At 73.7% G+C, this 17,131-nt stretch carries 14 protein-coding genes; 12 read left to right on the top strand and 2 right to left on the bottom strand.

Going from position 1 to position 17,131, the window contains the following annotated elements:
- The first annotated feature begins 6 nt into the window (after window positions 1-6).
- Window positions 7-798, top strand: a complete 792-nt coding sequence (locus BMW27_RS16290) for a helix-turn-helix domain-containing protein (RefSeq protein WP_175486539.1) — start codon at window positions 7-9, stop codon at window positions 796-798.
- A gap of 23 nt (window positions 799-821) precedes the next feature.
- Here BMW27_RS16290 and BMW27_RS16285 read toward each other — a convergent pair whose 3' ends face one another.
- Window positions 822-1,775, bottom strand: coding sequence for a quinone oxidoreductase family protein (locus tag BMW27_RS16285; protein ID WP_091445929.1), 954 nt, complete (start codon window positions 1,773-1,775; stop codon window positions 822-824).
- 211 nt (window positions 1,776-1,986) lie between these two features.
- On the opposite strand from BMW27_RS16285, the gene BMW27_RS16280 reads away from it, so the two are divergent.
- Entirely contained in the window at window positions 1,987-3,768 is a 1,782-nt protein-coding gene (locus tag BMW27_RS16280; protein WP_091445928.1) for an N-acetylglutaminylglutamine amidotransferase, read from the top strand.
- A 38-nt stretch (window positions 3,769-3,806) separates the two neighbouring features.
- The gene (ngg, locus tag BMW27_RS16275; protein ID WP_245743640.1) at window positions 3,807-5,525 is read left to right on the top strand and encodes an N-acetylglutaminylglutamine synthetase; all 1,719 of its coding nucleotides are present in this window, start codon (window positions 3,807-3,809) and stop codon (window positions 5,523-5,525) included.
- Window positions 5,526-5,637: 112 nt separating this feature from the next.
- Here the strand turns inward: ngg and BMW27_RS23740 are convergent, their stop codons facing one another.
- The gene (locus BMW27_RS23740) at window positions 5,638-5,925 is read right to left on the bottom strand and encodes a helix-turn-helix transcriptional regulator (protein ID WP_012950967.1); all 288 of its coding nucleotides are present in this window, start codon (window positions 5,923-5,925) and stop codon (window positions 5,638-5,640) included.
- 175 nt (window positions 5,926-6,100) lie between these two features.
- Here BMW27_RS23740 and BMW27_RS16265 point away from each other — a divergent pair, with 175 nt between their 5' ends.
- From BMW27_RS16265 to BMW27_RS24115, 9 genes are all read left to right on the top strand, one after another.
- Entirely contained in the window at window positions 6,101-7,141 is a 1,041-nt protein-coding gene (locus BMW27_RS16265; protein ID WP_091445924.1) for a TerC family protein, read from the top strand.
- Between the two features lie 96 nt (window positions 7,142-7,237).
- Window positions 7,238-7,615 (top strand): fluoride efflux transporter CrcB, encoded by a 378-nt coding sequence (gene crcB, locus BMW27_RS16260; protein ID WP_091445922.1) that lies wholly within the window; start codon window positions 7,238-7,240, stop codon window positions 7,613-7,615.
- Window positions 7,612-7,965 carry a fluoride efflux transporter FluC gene (locus BMW27_RS16255; protein WP_091445921.1) on the top strand — a complete coding sequence of 118 codons (354 nt, stop codon included), beginning with the start codon at window positions 7,612-7,614 and terminating at the stop codon, window positions 7,963-7,965. Before crcB ends, BMW27_RS16255 begins: the two co-directional genes overlap by 4 nt.
- Before the next feature lie 89 nt (window positions 7,966-8,054).
- Complete coding sequence (locus BMW27_RS16250; protein ID WP_281244771.1) at window positions 8,055-9,428, top strand: alpha,alpha-trehalose-phosphate synthase (UDP-forming); 1,374 nt, start codon at window positions 8,055-8,057, stop codon at window positions 9,426-9,428.
- A complete protein-coding gene (otsB, locus tag BMW27_RS16245; protein WP_217638186.1) occupies window positions 9,425-10,198 on the top strand; it encodes a trehalose-phosphatase in 774 nt (257 codons plus the stop codon). Before BMW27_RS16250 ends, otsB begins: the two co-directional genes overlap by 4 nt.
- 241 nt (window positions 10,199-10,439) lie before the next feature.
- Window positions 10,440-12,053 (top strand): methyl-accepting chemotaxis protein, encoded by a 1,614-nt coding sequence (locus BMW27_RS16240; protein WP_091445917.1) that lies wholly within the window; start codon window positions 10,440-10,442, stop codon window positions 12,051-12,053.
- 356 nt (window positions 12,054-12,409) lie between these two features.
- The gene (locus BMW27_RS16235; RefSeq protein ID WP_091445915.1) at window positions 12,410-14,026 is read left to right on the top strand and encodes a methyl-accepting chemotaxis protein; all 1,617 of its coding nucleotides are present in this window, start codon (window positions 12,410-12,412) and stop codon (window positions 14,024-14,026) included.
- A gap of 32 nt (window positions 14,027-14,058) precedes the next feature.
- Entirely contained in the window at window positions 14,059-15,681 is a 1,623-nt protein-coding gene (locus tag BMW27_RS16230; RefSeq protein ID WP_091445913.1) for a methyl-accepting chemotaxis protein, read from the top strand.
- Between the two features lie 386 nt (window positions 15,682-16,067).
- Window positions 16,068-17,131 (top strand): HAMP domain-containing protein (locus BMW27_RS24115; RefSeq protein WP_245743638.1); only part of this gene is annotated, 1,064 nt, incomplete at its 3' end.

Raw genomic sequence — 17,131 nt, 5'->3', positions numbered from 1 at the left:
CGGTCCGTGACGGCGACCCCGACGTGCTCGACCTTCGGGCCGCTGCTGCGCCAGTGGCGCACCCGGCGCCGGCTGAGCCAGCTCGACCTGGCCGTCGAGAGCGACGTCTCCGCGCGGCACATCAGCTTCCTGGAGACCGGCCGGTCCCAGCCGAGCCGCGAGATGGTGCTCCGGCTGGCCACCCGGCTCGACGTCCCGCTCCGCGAGCGGAACCAGCTGCTGCTCGGCGCCGGCTACGCCCCCGAGTACCGCGCCCGCTCCCTCGACGACGCGGAGATGGCCCCGGTCCGCGCCGCGGTCGACGCGGTGCTGCGGGCCCACGCACCGCACCCGGCCCTCGCCGTCGACCGGCACTGGGAGCTGGTCAGCGCCAACGCGGGCGTCGACCTGCTCACCCGCGGGGTCGCGCCGCACCTGCTGGAGCCGCCGGTCAACGTGCTGCGGCTCAGCCTGCACCCCGACGGCCTCGCCGGCCGCATCCGCAACCTGGCCGAGTGGCGCGGTCACGTGCTCGGCCGGCTGGCCCGGGAGCACGCCGTCACCGGTGACCCGCGGACGCGGGCGCTGCTGCACGAGCTGGCCGCGCTGCCCGGTGGCCGCAGCCTCGGCGCGAGCAACGCCGTCGCCGTCCCCCTGCGGCTGGAGGCCGGCGGCCGGGAGCTGGCGTTCCTCAGCACCGTCACGACCTTCGGCACCGCCGTCGACGTCACCCTCGCCGAGCTGAGCATCGAGGCGTTCCTGCCCGCCGACGCCGCGACGGCGGAGGCCATGGCGGCGCTGGTCGCCGGCGGCGGCTGACCGCGGGCCGTGCCCCCGAAACGTCAGGAGCCCTGCGGCAGCAGCAGGAGCTTGCCGGTGGTCCGCCGGCCCTCGAGGTCCTCGTGCGCCCGCCGCGCCTCGGCCAGCGGGTACCGGCCGCCGATGCGGACGTCGAGCCGGCCGGCGGCGACCAGGTGCAGGACCGCGCCGGCCCGCTCGCGCAGCAGCTGCGGGGTCCGGGTGTAGGTGCCGAGCGTCGGCCGCTGGACGTACAGCGACCCGTGCGCGGCGAGGGTCTGGACCTCCAGCGGGTCGGGCTGCCCGCTGGCGGCGCCGTACACGATCATCCGCCCGGTGGGTCGCAGTGCGGCCAGCCCCGCGGCGAAGGTCGTCCGCCCGACGCCGTCGTAGACCGCGGCGGCGCCCTCGCCACCGGAGAGCTCCCGGACCCGCTCGGCGAAGCCGTCGTAGCCCACCACCACGTCGTCGGCGCCGGCCGCCCGCGCGAGCTCCGCCTTCTCCCGCGTCGACGTCGTGGCCAGGACGTGGCCGCCGCGGTCGCGCACCAGCTGGGTCAGCAGCAGGCCGACGCCCCCGGCCGCGCTGTGCACGACCACCCAGTCCCCCTCGGCGACCGGGTACGAGTCGGCGGCCAGGTACTGGGCGGTGCAGCCCTGCAGCAGCACGGCAGCGGCCACGTCGAGGCCCACCCCGTCGGGCACCGGCACCAGCTTCTCGGGCCGGGCGGCCACCAGGGTCGCGTAGCTGCCGGGGACGTCGAGCCAGGCGACCCGCTCCCCCGTGCCGACGACGGTGCCCGCGCCCTCCGCGCCGACGACCGCGGGGAGGGCGCCGCCGTAGGGCGGGCGGCCCTCGCGCTCGTAGACGTCCCGGAAGTTGACCCCCACGGCCGCGACGTCGACCAGCACCGCACCCTCGGCGGGCTCGGGCTCGGGCACCTCGGAGACCGTCAGCACCTCGGGGCCGCCGCGGCGCTCCACCACCACTGCCTGCACAGCGCCTCCCTCGTCGGGACCGGGCGCCCAGCCTGGCACCGCGCCGCCCGGCGGGCGACCGCGACCGGCGGACCCCCGGGGCGCCACGTGCGGCGGACGGCCCGGGCCGAGGGGCGCCGCGCTGTTCCACGTGGAACGCGACCGTGTTGCGTCGTCGTGACGTCTGCCCCGGCCGCTCGCGCCGGCTCCGACGGTGGGGTTGGATTGCTGCATGTGCGGCCTCTCCGGTGAGATCCGGTTCGACGGCTCCCTGGCCGACACCACCGCCGTGGCGCGGATGGTCGAGTGCCTCGTCCCCCGCGGGCCGGACGGTCAGGGTGCCTGGAGCAACGGGCGGGTGGCCTTCGGGCACCGCCGGCTGTCGGTCATCGACCTGTCGCCGGCCGGCAGCCAGCCCATGGTCGACAACGAGCTCGGCCTGACCGCGGTCTTCAACGGCTGCATCTACGACTACAAGGAGCTGCGCGCCGAGCTCGAGGGCCACGGGTACCGCTTCTTCTCCACCTCCGACACCGAGGTGATCCTCAAGGGCTACCACCACTGGGGCACCGCGGTCGTCGAGCACCTGCACGGCATGTTCGCCTTCGTCATCACCGAGCGCGACACCGGCCGGGTGGTGCTCGCCCGCGACCGGCTCGGCATCAAGCCGCTCTACCTCGCCGAGACGCCCGGGCGGCTGCGGTTCGCCTCCTCGCTGCCGGCCCTGGTGCAGGCGGGGGACGTCGACACCTCCATCGACCCGGTCGCGCTGCACCACTACCTCACCTGGCACGCCGTCGTCCCCGCGCCGCGGACGATCCTCAACGGCGTCCGCAAGCTGCCCCCGGCCACCGTGCGGGTCGTCGAGGCCGACGGCACCTCCCGCGAGCACCGCTACTGGGAGGCCCGGTACGAGCGCCGTCCGGAGCACGCGAACTGGTCCGCCCGCGACTGGGAGGACGCGATCGAGGAGGCGCTGCGGGTCGCCGTCCGCCGGCGCCTGGTCGCCGACATCCCGGTCGGCGTGCTGCTCTCCGGCGGGCTGGACTCCAGCCTGATCGTCGGCCTGCTGGCCCAGGAGGGGCAGACCGGCCTGGCCACCTACTCGATCGGCTTCGAGGCCGTCGGCGGGCGGGAGGGCGACGAGTTCGTCTACTCCGACGTCATCGCGGAGCGGTTCAGCACCGACCACCACCGCATCCGGGTGGCCTCCGACGAGCTCGCCGCCGCCCTCGGCCACGCCATCGGCGCGATGGCCGAGCCCATGGTCAGCCACGACGTCGTCGCCTTCGACCTGCTCTCGGAGCGGGTCAGCCAGTCGATCCGGGTGGTGCAGTCCGGGCAGGGCGCCGACGAGGTCTTCGCCGGCTACCACTGGTACCCGCCGCTGCAGGGCGTGGACCGCGAGCGGGCGGTGGAGACCTACGCGAAGGCGTTCTTCGACCGCGACGCCGCCGACACGGCCCGGCTGGTGGCCGACCGCTACGCGGTGGACGGCGACCCCAGCCTGGAGTTCGTCCGCCGGCACATGTCCGCGCCGCACGCCGACACCGCCGTGGACGCCGCGCTGCGCCTGGACAGCGAGGTCATGCTCGTCGACGACCCGGTCAAGCGGGTGGACAACATGTCCATGGCCTGGGGCCTGGAGGCCCGGGTGCCCTTCCTCGACCACGACCTGGTCGAGCTGGCCGCGATGTGCCCACCGGAGCTGAAGCTGGCCGACGGCGGCAAGGGGGTGCTCAAGGCCATCGGCCGGCGGATCATCCCGCCGGAGGTCATCGACCGCCCCAAGGGCTACTTCCCGGTCCCGGCGATCACCCACCTCGAGGGCAAGGTGCTCGACCTGGTCCGCGACGCCTTGTCCAACGACGCGGCCCGCGAGCGCGGGCTGTTCCGGCCGGAGTACGTCGACCGGCTGCTGGCCGACCCGAACGGTGGGCTCACCCCGCTGCGCGGCAACAAGCTGTGGCAGCTGGGCCTGCTCGAGCTCTGGCTGCAGGCCCACGGGGTCTGAGCGTGCCCCGCGTCGCGGGGCACCGGCGCCGGACCCCGGTGTCCGAGACCCCCTCCCCCACCAGCCGTCCCTGGCAGCAGATCTCCGAGCACCAGCGGCAGGGGATGGAGTCCGACGTCGTCCTGGACCTGGCCTGGGGCCGGCTGGTGTTCGGGCAGACCTTCTCCAGCCTCGAGGGCATCGTGAAGGCGCTCCGCTCGGAGGAGAGCGGCCGGCGCGACATCTGCATCTACCCGCGCGACCCGCACGTGATGGTCGGGATGGCGCCGGACGAGCTGTTCATCGACCCCAGCTACGTCTACCGGCTGGACCTGCACCGCTACCGGTCGCGTGCCGAGCTGATCCGCGGGGTCTTCGTGCGCACGGTGACCGCGCTGGACGAGATGCGGCAGATCAACGACATCTACGCGCGCAACGGCATGGTCACCGGGGACGCCGCCACCATGTGGGCCAACCACCGCACCCGCTCCTTCACCTACCTGGTCGCGGAGGACCGGCGCACGGGGCGGATCGTCGGCACGGTCACCGGGGTGGACCACGTGCTCGCCTTCGGGGACCCGGAGGGCGGCGCCAGCCTCTGGTGCCTGGCGGTGGACGCGCAGGACGCCCCGCCCGGCACCGGTGAGGCGCTGGTGCGGGTGCTGGCCGAGCGCTACGTCGGCCGCGGCCGCGCCTACCTGGACCTGTCGGTCATGCACGACAACTCCGGGGCGATCGCGCTGTACCGCAAGCTCGGCTTCCACCGGGTGCCGGCGCTGTGCGTCAAGCGGAAGAACCCGATCAACACCCCGCTGTTCGCCTCCCGCCCGCCGGGGCTGGAGGAGCTCAACCCCTATGCGCGGATCATCGCCGAGGAGGCGCTCGAGCGCGGGATCCGGGTCGAGGTCAGCGACGCCGAGTGGGGTGAGATGCGGCTGGCGCTGGGCGGGCGCACGGTGCTCACCCGGGAGTCGCTGTCGGAGTTCACCAGCGCGGTCGCGATGAGCCGCTGCGACGACAAGCGCGTCACCCGGCGGATCATGGAGCGGGCCGGCGTCCGCGTGCCCCGCGGTGCGACGCTCACCGAGGACGACCGGGAGCCGGCCCGGGCGCTGCTCGCCGAGTGCGGCGAGGTGGTGGTCAAGCCCGCTCGCGGCGAGCAGGGTAAGGGCATCACCGTGGGCGTGACCTCGGCCGACGCACTGGAGCGGGCGGTCGCGCTGGCCGCCCAGTTCTGCCCCGACGTGCTGGTCGAGGAGCTCGTCGAGGGCGACGACCTGCGGGTGGTCGTCATCGACCACGAGGTGGTGGCCGCCGCGGTGCGCCGGCCGGCCGAGATCGTCGCCGACGGCCGCAACCCGGTCACCGACCTGATCCGGTCGACCAGTCGCCGGCGCGAGCGGGCCACCGGCGGGGAGTCGCGCATCCCGCTGGACGACGCGACCGCAGAGGTCGTCGCCGAGTCCGGGTACGCGATGGACGACGTCCCGCCCGCGGGCGAGCGGATCCGGGTCCGGCGGACGGCGAACCTGCACACCGGCGGCACCATCGAGGACGTCACCGCCCGGCTGCACCCGGCGATCGCCCAGGCCGCCGTCCGGGCCAGCCGGGCGATCGGCATCCCGGTCACCGGGCTGGACTTCCTGGTGCCCGACGTCGAGGGGCCCGACCACGTGTTCATCGAGGCCAACGAGCGACCCGGGCTGGCCAACCACGAGCCGCAGCCGACCGTGGAGCGGTTCGTCGACCTGCTCTTCCCCGAGACCCGCCGGCGCTGATGCAAGGACCCCGTCCTCCCCACCCCTCGCAGGCTCGGGGCGGTGCCCTGGACGGGGCCGTTCCCGTGCGTCACCCGGCTCGCGGCGGGACCCTGCAGCGGGGCCGACCCCGTCAGCGGGTGAAGATGGCGAGCAGGTCGTCGACCTCGCGATGGGCCGTGCTCGGGTGCCGGAACGGCCGGTGCGGTCGCACCTCGTAGTGCGTCCGGCGGCCCCGGCGGCTGCGGGTGACGTACCCGGCCTCCTCCAGGTCGCGCAGGATGGCCAGGACGGCGCGGGACGTGATGCCGACGCGCGCGGCGATCTCCTCGACGCGCACGTCCGGATCGGCGGCGACCGCGAGCAGCACGTGGCCGTGGTTGGTGAGGAACGTCCACGACGGACGCGGGTCGTCGGTCACCGGTCTCCTCGGCGGGCTGGCACGGACAGCTGAAGTCTGCTTCACTCGTTCTCGGAGGGGAGTATCCCCGCAGCGCTCCGTCGCCAGTACGTCCCCACCTCGAGGGGTCCGGCGGAGCGAGCCCGGAACGGGCTGGGAGAGACCTCCGGTCGGTTCCGATCGGAGGAGGTCCCCCGTGGACGTCTCGCTGTCCCTGTGGCTGGCCGTGCTCGGCCTCATCGTCGGCATGCTCGCCGTCGACCTGTTCGCCCACCGCCGCGCCCACGTCATCCGGGTGCGGGAGGCCGCGGGGTGGTCGGCGCTGTGGATCGCCGTCGGCGTCGGGTTCGGCGCCTGGGTCTGGTGGGCGCACGGCGCTGAACTCGGCCAGCAGTACTTCGCCGGGTACCTGATCGAGAAGTCGCTGGCCGTGGACAACGTCTTCGTCTGGGCGATCGTCTTCACCTACTTCGCGGTGCCCCGCGAGTACCAGCACCGGGTGCTGTTCTTCGGCGTCCTGGGGGCGTTGGTCCTCCGTGGCCTGTTCATCGCCGGCGGGTCGGTGCTCATCGCCAGCTTCGGCTGGGTGCTGTACCTGTTCGCCGCGTTCCTGCTGTGGACCGGTCACCGGATGATCCGCCAGCGCAACGAGCACCTGGACCCGGAGGCGTCGCGGGCGCTGCGGCTGTTCCGCCGGTACGTGCCCATGACCGACGCCTACCACGGGCAGCGGTTCCTCGTCCGGCGCAACGGCGTCCTCCTGGCGACCCCCCTGCTGGCCGTGCTGGTGCTCGTCGAGGTCACCGACGTGGTCTTCGCCGTCGACTCGATCCCGGCGATCTTCGCCGTCACCGACGAGCCGTTCCTCGTCTTCACCGCCAACGCCTTCGCCATCCTCGGGCTGCGGGCGATGTACTTCCTGCTCGCCGACCTCATCCACCGCTTCGTGTACCTCAAGACCGGACTGGCCCTGGTGCTCGTGTGGGTCGGCGTCAAGATGCTGCTCAAGATCGACGTCTACTACATCCCCACCGCGGTCAGCCTGGCGGTCATCGCGACGATCATCGGGACCTCGATCTGGCTGAGCCTCCGGGCCACCCGCGGGCAGGCCCGCCGGGCGGTGGAGGTCCCGGCCGCTCCCCCGTTCCGCGTGGCGACGGAGGCGGAGACGGCGGCGCTGGAGCCGGTCTGGCGGCGCCGCGGCTCGGTCGAGGAGCCGGTGCGGCCGGCCTCCTGACCCCCGGCGATCATGGACCTCCGGTGGGGGCGCACCGGCTCGCCGGGTGCGCCCCCACCGGCACCTCATGGTCACCGCGGACGACGAGGAGGAAGAGTGGCCTACCTGCTCGCGGCGCTCGGGGGCGCGCTCGGCGCGCTGGCCCGCTGGGGCGTGGCGACGGCGCTGCCGCACTCCCCCGGCGGCTGGCCCTGGGCCACCCTGCTGGTCAACCTGACCGGGTGCCTGCTGCTGGGCGCGCTGACCGCCGCCCTGACCGCGCGCTCCCCCGAGCCGCCCTGGGCCCGGCCGTTCCTGGCGGTCGGCCTGCTCGGCGGCTACACGACGTACTCCGCGTTCGCCGTCGAGGTCGTCGAGCTGGCCGGCGCCGGCGCGGTGGGCCTGGCCGCCGGCTACGTGCTCGTCTCGGTCCTCGGTGGGGTGCTCGCCGTGGCCGCGGGGGCCCGGGCGGTGCGGGCCGCCCCCACCCGGTGACGCCGCTGCTGGTGGTGGCCGGCGCGCTGGTCGGCGCCCCGCTGCGGCTGCTGGTCACCCGGCTGGCCGCCCGCGGGGGCCGGGACCCGGCGCGGGGGACGCTGGCCGTGAACGTCATCGGCAGCGCGCTGCTCGGCGTGGTGCTGGGGGCAGCCGCCCCTCCCCCGGCGGTCGTCGCCCTGGTGGGCACCGGGTTCTGCGGCACGCTCACGACCTTCTCGACCTTCGGCACCGACGTGCTGCGGCTGGTCGAGCGGGGGGCCCTCGCCCGGGCGCTCGGCTACGCCGCAGCGACCGTCGTGCTGGGTCTGACCGCGGCGGCGGCGGGGTACCTGCTGGCCTCCGGATGAGTTCGGCGCTGCCGGACGGGGCGGCGATCAGTAGGGTCGGGGACGGTATGGCTGGGACAGCGGCAGGACACGAAGGTGCGGACAGCCCGGTGGTCGTGGTGGCCAACCGGCTGCCGGTCGACCAGGTCACCGAGCCCGACGGCACCACCCGGTGGCAGCGCAGTCCCGGCGGCCTGGTGACCGCGCTGGAGCCGTTCGTGGCCGGGCGGGGCGGCGCGTGGGTGGGCTGGTCCGGTTCGGCCGGTGAGGCCCCCGAGCCCTTCGAGTCCGGCGGGATGTCGCTGGTCCCCGTGCCGCTCTCGGAGGAGGAGGTCGACCGCTACTACGAGGGCATGTCGAACGCCTCGCTGTGGCCGCTGTACCACGACGTGGTGGAGAAGCCCGAGTACCACCGGACGTGGTGGGACACCTACGTCCAGGTCAACAAGCGCTTCGCCGAGCGGACCGCCGAGGTCGCCGCCGAGGGCGCGATCGTCTGGGTGCACGACTACCAGCTGCAGCTGGTGCCGGCGATGCTGCGCCAGCGGCGCCCCGACCTGACGATCGGCTTCTTCCTGCACATCCCCTTCCCGCCCTACGAGCTGTTCACCCAGCTGCCCTGGCGGTCGGCGGTGGTCGAGGGGCTGCTCGGCGCCGACCTGGTCGGGTTCCAGCGGCCGGCCGCGGCGGCCAACTTCGTGCAGCTGGCGCGCCGGCTGCACGACCTGCCCGCCCGCGGCTCGACGATCGAGTACGAGGGCCGCACGGTCACCGCGCGCGCCTTCCCCATCTCCATCGACGTCAAGGCCTTCGAGGAGTTGGCCGGCCGGCCGGACGTCGTCAAGCGGGCGGAGGAGATCCGCTCCGAGCTGGGCAACCCGGGCAAGATCATCCTGGGCGTGGACCGGCTGGACTACACCAAGGGCATCGCGGTCCGGCTCAACGCCTTCCAGGAGCTGCTGGAGGACGGCGTCGTCGAGGTCCCCGACACGGTGATGGTGCAGGTCGCCACGCCCAGCCGGGAGCGCGTCGAGCACTACGTGCACATGCGCGAGACGATCGAGCAGCAGGTCGGCCACATCAACGGCGTCTTCGGCACCCTCGGCGGGCCTGCCGTCCACTACATCAACCAGTCGGTGCCCCGCGAGGAGCTGGCCGCCCTGTACCGCGCGGCCGACGTCATGCTCGTCACCCCCTACCGCGACGGCATGAACCTGGTCGCCAAGGAGTACGTCGCGGCCCGCAGCGACCTCGGCGGCACCCTGGTGCTCTCGGAGTTCGCCGGCGCCGCGGCCGAGCTCAAGCAGGCGTTCCTGGTCAACCCGCACGACATCGCCGGGGTCAAGAACCAGGTGCTGCGGGCCCTGCGCATCGAGCCGGCCGAGGCGGCCAGGCGGATGCGCGCCATGCGCCGCCACCTGGCCCGCAACGACCTCGACCACTGGGCCAGCTCGTTCTTCGACGCGCTGCAGGCGCAGGCGTGACGGGGTCCGCGGCACCCCTCCCCTCCCCCGCTGCCCTGCCGGCGGAGCTGGCCGAGGCGCTGACCGCCGTGGCCGGACGCCGGCCGCTGCTGGTGGCCAGCGACTACGACGGCGTCCTCGCCCCGCTGGTGGGCGACCCGTCGGCCGCCGTCCCGCTGCCCGGCGTCGCCGCGGCGCTGCAGCGGCTCGCCGCCCACGCCGACGTCGTGGTGGCACTGGTCAGCGGCCGCGGCGTGGCGGACCTGCGGGCGGTCAGCGGCTTCGAGGGGCCCTACCGCTGGATCGGCAGCCACGGGGCGGAGTACGGCGGGCCGCTGACCGCGGAGCTCGCCGGGCGGCGGGACGTGCTCGCCGAACGGCTGGCCCCGCTCGTCGCGGCGGTGCCCGGCGCGCGGCTGGAGGTCAAGCCCGCCAGCGTGGCGGTGCACGTGCGCCAGGTGACCGACCGCGCAGCGGCTGCCACGCTGCTGGAGCAGGCCGATGCCGTCGCAGATCCGTTCCTGACGAAGAAGCCGGGCAAGGAGGTGCTCGAGCTCGCCGTCACCGACGCCGACAAGGGCAGTGCCCTGCTGCGGCTCCGCGGTGACCTCGGTGCGGCCGCGACGGTCTACCTCGGCGACGACCGCACCGACGAGGACGCCTTCCGCGTCCTCTCCCCCGGCGACCTCACCGTCAAGGTGGGCGAGGGCGAGACCGCAGCGCGGTACCGCATCCCCGACCCGGCCGCGGTCGTCGTCCTCCTCGAGACGCTGGCCGGCGCGCTGGACTGAGGTCGGGCACCTCTTCCAGACTTCCGGCCCCCCGGAATGGCTCCTCGTCCCCTCCTGTCGACAAGGGGATGCCGGAAATGCGGTCACCGACATTTCTCGTGCACGGTCCGCGACACACCCGGAATTGCGCCGCGGCGCTGCCGGGAAGGCGTCAGCATTCCCCCACGCGCCACGTCTGCGGGATCCGCCGGCAGGGGGTGCGCGCCCATTCGCACGAGTCCTCTCGCACCCAGGAGCCAGCATGTCCGTCCCCGCCACCGCGGCCTCTCCCGGACGTTCCGGGGGCTGGTTCGCCGACCGCCCGATCGGGGTGAAGATCGGCGCCGCCGTCGCCGTCCTCGCCGTGGTGGCGGTCGCCATGACCGTCCTCGCCGTCTCGCGCATCAGCGCGCTGGAGGCCGGCGCGTCGAGGATCAACGACAACGTCGTGACCCTCGCCGACCTGGCCAGCATCCAGCGGTCGTGGCAGGGCGACCGCTCGCGCTACAACTCCTACGGCCTGGTCGACCCGCAGACCCGCGTCGAGCTGGTCACCGAGCTGGCCGAGCGCCGGTCGACCCTCGACGAGCAGCTCGACGCCTACGCCGAGGTCACCGTCAACCGCGAGGCCTTCGCGACCTTCCGCGGCCACCTCGACAACTTCTACGCCATCGCCGACGGGCAGCTGGTCCCTGCGGCGGACGCGGGCAACCTGGTCGCCGCCGGGCAGATCATCTCGGGCCCGCTCCAGGACGCCTCCGACGTCATCATGGACGAGTACGCGGCCATGCAGGACCGTCGAGTGGCTGCTGGTCAGGCCGACACGGACAACGCCACGGACACCGCCCGGTCCGCGACCCTGACCCTCTGGACCGCCCTCGTGGCCGGCATCCTGGTGGCCGGTGGGCTGACCGTCTTCGTGGTCCGGCGGATCGTCGGCACCGTGCACTCGGTGCAGGCCTCGGTCGAGGCCCTCGCGACCGGTGACCTGACCGTGACGGCCGAGGTGCGCGGTCAGGACGAGCTGGGCCGGATGTCAGCGGCCCTGGGTGCGGCGCAGCAGAACCTGCGGCAGGTGCTGACCTCGGTGGCGTCGTCGGCGGATGCGGTGGCGGCGTCCTCGGAGGAGTTGTCGGCGTCCTCGGCGCAGATCTCGGCGTCGGCGGAGGAGACCTCGGCGCAGTCCGGTGTGGTGGCCGGTGCGGCGGAGGAGGTCTCCCGCAACGTGCAGACGGTGGCGGCGGGTGCTGAGCAGATGGGCGCCAGCATCCGGGAGATCGCGTCCAACGCCGCGGAGGCCTCCGAGGTGGCGGCGCGGGCGGTGACCGCGGCGGAGACGACGACGGCGACGGTGGCCAAGCTGGGGGAGTCCTCGGCCGAGATCGGCAACGTGGTGAAGGTGATCACCTGGATCGCCGAGCAGACGAACCTGCTGGCGCTGAACGCGACCATCGAGGCCGCCCGCGCCGGGGAGGCCGGCAAGGGGTTCGCGGTGGTGGCCGACGAGGTCAAGGAGCTGGCCCAGGAGACGGCCAAGGCGACCGAGGACATCGCGCGGCGGGTGCAGTCGATCCAGGGTGACACCGGGGCGGCGGTGGCGGCGATCGCGGAGATCAGCTCGATCGTCGCGCAGATCTCCGACCGGCAGACCACCATCGCCAGTGCGGTGGAGGAGCAGACCGCGACGACGAACGAGATGAGCCGGTCGGTGACCGAGGCGGCTTCGGGTGCCGGTCAGATCGCGGCGAACATCAGCGGCGTCTCCGGTGCCGCGGACTCCACCACCCAGGCGCTGACCCAGACCCGCACCGCGGTCGACGAGCTCTCCCGGATGGCCGCCGAGCTGCGCACCAGCGTCGCCCGCTTCACCTACTGAACCGCACGGCCGTCTTCCGGACGGTGACCGAGGAGCGCACGACCCGTCCCGGGTCGTGCGCTCCTCGCCGTTGCGCCCGGTCACCGCCGGCACGCGACTGCAGCAAGGAGACAGAGGCGGCGCGGTCGGCCGTCACTCCGTGCGCTGCGCATGCCGCCATTCGCATTCTGCGGGTCCAGGGGTGTCGACAAAGGTACGACCGAATGGCGCTCGCCGACATTTCTCGTGCGGTGCGGGCAACACGCCACGCCATTCCGCGCGGAGAGGTCTCGACCGCCCCATCCTCGTGTTCGTTCGGGTCGACGGCGGTCACCCGTCCCGCGCAGTGCGACATCCACCTCGAACCTGGAGCACCCATGTCCCTCCCCGCACGTCCCAGCCGGTCCGGCCGACCAGGTGGGTGGTTCGCCGATCGGCCGATCGGCGTGAAGATCGGAGCGGTCGTCGCGCTGCTCGTGGTGGTCCTCGTGGGCACCAATGCCCTCGCGGTCTCCCGCATCACCGAGATGGCCGAGGACCAGCAGCGGATCTACGACGAGAACCTGCGTCCGCTGAACGCGCTCTCGGCCGTCCAGCGCGCCACCGCCGCGCACCGGGCCCGCGTGCTCGAGTACGCCGTCTCCGACCCGGCCCGCCGGACGGAGCTCCTCGGCGAGATGGACGAGAAGCAGGCCGACGTGGAGACCGCGCTCGCCGAGTACGAGCCGTTCGTCATCGACCAGGCCGCGATGGACACGTACCTGGATGCCCGCCAGCAGTTCCTGGCGTCGAACGCGACGCAGCTCTTCCCGGCGGCCGACGCCGGCGACCTGGCCGGCTACGCCATGCTCTACCGCGAGGTGTCCAGCCCCCTGCTGACCGACATCGCCGACGGCCTGGAGGAGGAGGGCCTCGCCCAGTCGAGCGAGGCGGCGGAGCGAAACGCCCAGGCGGCGGACGACGCCACCTCCGCCATCTGGATGCTGGTCGGGACCGCGGCCGTCTCGACCCTCCTCGCGATCGCCCTCACCGTCGTGGTGGTCCGCCGGATGATCCGGTCCGTCCGTTCTGTGCAGCAGGCCGCCGACGCCATGGCCGACGGCGACCTGACCGTCGAGCCAGCCGTCGAGGCCGACGACGAGCTCGGCCGCATGGCCGCGTCGCTGCGCAGGGCGCAGGAGGGCCTGCGCGGGGTCCTGTCGTCGGTGGCTGCGTCGGCGGATGCGGTGGCTGCGTCGTCGGAGGAGTTGTCGGCGTCCTCGGCGCAGATCTCCGCCTCGGCGGAGGAGACCAGCGCGCAGTCCGGTGTGGTCGCCGGGGCGGCGGAGGAGGTGTCCCGCAACGTGCAGACGGTGGCGGCGGGCGCCGAGCAGATGGGCGCCAGCATCCGGGAGATCGCGTCGAACGCGGCCCAGGCCAGCGAGGTCGCGCAGAAGGCCGTGAGCGCCGCGGCCAGCACCACCGCGACGGTGGCCAAGCTGGGGGACTCGAGCGCCGAGATCGGCAACGTGGTGAAGGTGATCACGAGCATCGCGGAGCAGACGAACCTGCTGGCGCTGAACGCGACCATCGAGGCCGCCCGCGCCGGCGAGGCCGGCAAGGGCTTCGCGGTGGTGGCCAACGAGGTCAAGGAGCTGGCCCAGGAGACGGCCAAGGCGACCGAGGACATCGCCCGGCGGGTGCAGTCCATCCAGGGCGACACCACCGCTGCCGTGACGGCGATCGGGGAGATCTCGCAGATCGTCGCGCAGATCTCCGACCGGCAGACCACCATCGCCAGTGCGGTGGAGGAGCAGACCGCGACCACCAACGAGATGAGCCGCTCGGTCAACGAGGCCGCGCAGGGCTCGGGGCAGATCGCCAGCAACATCACCGGCGTCTCCGCCGCAGCCGACTCGACCACGCAGGCGCTGACCCAGACCCGCGGCGCCGTCGACGAGCTCTCCCGGATGGCCGCCGAGCTGCGCACCAGCGTCGCCCGCTTCACCTACTGAGCCGCCGGCTCGTCACGTCAGGAGACCCCACCGTGCCCCTCCCCTCCCTCGGCGACGTCCGTGTCGGACGCCGGCTCGGGCTCGCGTTCGGCGCGATCGGCGCCCTCGTGCTCGTCAGTGCTGGCGCCGGCCTGTCCGCGGTCGGTGAGCAGCGGGACCTCGCCCTGCAGCTGAGTGCCGTCGACAGCGTCCTCGCCGACGCGGAGACCGCCCGGTTCCAGATCGCCGACGTCACGGGGTGGCAGGGCCTCGTCCTCGCCGACGTAGCGGCGTACGGCCCCGGCGTCGCCCTGGCCCCCGAGGCCTACAACCGCTCCGGCATGCTCGAGGCCAAGGAGGGGGTGTACGACTGGCTGGACTCGGTCGACACCACGGCGATGAGCCCGGCCGAACGGGAGGCCTTCGACCAGTTGCGCCCGGCCTGGGACAACTACTTCCGCTGGGACGACCAGGTGGTCGCGTGGCTCTCCGCCGGCACGCCCGAGAGCTACCTCGCCACCATGGAGAGCATCAACGGCGGCGAGGCCGGCGAGGGCTACGGGATCGTCCTCGACCTGGCCGACAGCATCCAGACGTCGGCCCGGGACCGCGCCGAGGACCTCCGCGGGCAGCAGGACCAGGCCCAGTCCCGGGCGACCATCCTGCTCAGCGTCGTCGGGGTCTTGGCGGTGGCCCTCGCCGCGCTGCTCGCCGTGCTCGCGGCCCGGTCCGTGACCCGGCCGCTGCGTCAGGTCAGGACCGCCCTCGACGCCGCCGCCCGGGGTGACCTCACGGTGGAGTCCGGCGTGGACCGGCGGGACGAGCTCGGGCTGATGGCCGCATCCGTGGCCGCCATGCAGACCGAGCTCCGCGCGGTGCTGTCCACGGTGGTGGCCTCGGCGGATGCGGTGGCGGCCAGCTCGGAGGAGCTGAGTGCCTCTTCGGCGCAGATCTCCGCCTCCGCGGAGGAGACCAGTGCGCAGTCCGGTGTGGTGGCCGGTGCGGCGGAGGAGGTCAGCCGCAACGTGCAGACGGTGGCGGCGGGTGCTGAGCAGATGGGCGCCAGCATCCGGGAGATCGCGACCAACGCCGCGGAGGCCTCCGACGTCGCGCACCGGGCGGTCACCGCGGCGGAGACGACGACGGCGACGGTCGCGCGGCTGGGCGAGTCCTCGGCCGAGATCGGCAACGTGGTCAAGGTGATCACCTCGATCGCCGAGCAGACCAACCTGCTGGCGCTCAACGCCACCATCGAGGCCGCCCGCGCCGGGGAGGCGGGCAAGGGGTTCGCGGTGGTCGCCAACGAGGTCAAGGAGCTGGCCCAGGAGACGGCCAAGGCGACCGAGGACATCGCCCGGCGGGTGCAGGCCATCCAGGGCGACACCGACGCGGCCGTCGCCGCGATCGGGGAGATCTCCTCGATCGTCGCGCAGATCTCCGACCGGCAGACCACCATCGCCAGTGCGGTGGAGGAGCAGACCGCCACCACCAACGAGATGAGCCGGTCGGTGACCGAGGCCGCGCAGGGCTCGGGGCAGATCGCCAGCAACATCACCGGGGTCTCGGCCGCGGCCGACTCCACGACGCAGGCGCTCACGCAGACCCGTACCGCGGTCGACGAGCTCTCCCGGATGGCCGCGGACCTGCGGACCACGGTGGGCCGCTTCACCTACTGAGCCGTACGGCCGTCTCCCGGACGGTGACCGAGGAGCGCACGACCCGTCCCGGGTCGTGCGCTCCTCGCCGTTCCACACCCGGACACGGGCACGGGGGCGAGCGCTTGCCCGACGGCTCGTCGACATCGTGGGGGCCGGCCGGTCCAGGCCGCCCGGAGAACTGTCCCAGGGACGGGGCGCCATTCCGCAGTTTTGTCGACAATGGCGGTCCGGTGACCGGACTTTCCGCTCCGAGCCGTTCCGACACGCGCGTCGGGGAATGGTGCAGGCCCATTCCGGAGCCACCATGTCCGCGAGCACGACGGTGTGCCCACCCGACATCCCCCGGTCGTGGTCCGGTCGACCGAGACCCATCCGACCCCGGCCTCTCCCCTAGGAGCCTGGACATGCGCACCCCTCCCTCCCGCTCGGGCGGCGGCTGGCTGGCCGATCGACCGGTCGCCCACAAGGTCCTGGCCTCGGTCGGGATCGCCTCGCTGACCGCGCTGCTGGTGGGCGGCCTGGCGCTCGGCGACCTGCAGCACCTCCGCGACGCCCGGGATGCCGAGCTGGACACCGCGCTGCCGTACGTGAACGCGCTGCACGACGTCGGGCTGACGGCGAAGGCCACGGCGAACGACGAGCGGGGCTACCTCCTCAGCGGCGACCCCGAGTTCCTCACCGAGATCGAGGAGCGGCTGGGCAAGGTCGAGGGCCACCTCGCCGACGCGCGGTCGGCAGCCGACACGGCGGACGAGACGGCCTTCGTGGACCGCCTGGAGACCGAGGTCGGCGCGTGGTCGGCCAGCCTCCAGGCGGAGTTCGACCTCTACGCCACCGACCGTGGCGCCGCCGTCGCCATGGCCTTCGACCAGACGCGCAGCCTGCGCAAGGTGTACGAGGAGACCCTCGACACCGGCATCGAGGCGGCCGACGCCGCCCTGATGGAGGGGGCGAGCTACGCGGACACGGTGTCGGCCGCGGTCTGGCGGACCGTGGTCGTGTGTGCGGTGGGGGTGCTCCTGGCGCTGGGCCTGGGCCTCGCCGTGGCCCGCTCGTTCAGCCGGGGCCTCGGCCGGCTGCGCGTGGCGGCCGACCGGCTGGCCGGCGGGGACCTCACGGTCAGCGTCGGGCTGCAGCAGCGCGACGAGATCGGTCGCACTGCTGCGTCCCTGGACACGGCCGTGGCCGAGCTGCGGACGGTGATGGGCACGGTCGTCGGGGCGGCCGACTCGGTGGCGTCGTCCTCGGAGGAGTTGTCGGCCTCGTCGGCGCAGATCTCCGCGTCGGCGGAGGAGACCAGTGCGCAGTCCGGTGTGGTGGCCGGTGCGGCGGAGGAGGTCAGCCGCAACGTGCAGACGGTGGCCGCGGGTGCCGAGCAGATGGGCGCCAGCATCCGGGAGATCGCGTCCAACGCCGCGGAGGCCTCCGAGGTGGCGGCGCGGGCGGTGACCGCGGCGGAGACGACGAC

The organism is Geodermatophilus poikilotrophus, assembly GCF_900111455.1.
In the GTDB taxonomy this organism is placed as follows: domain Bacteria; phylum Actinomycetota; class Actinomycetes; order Mycobacteriales; family Geodermatophilaceae; genus Geodermatophilus; species Geodermatophilus poikilotrophus.
This window is presented reverse-complemented; position numbering and strand designations above follow the sequence as displayed.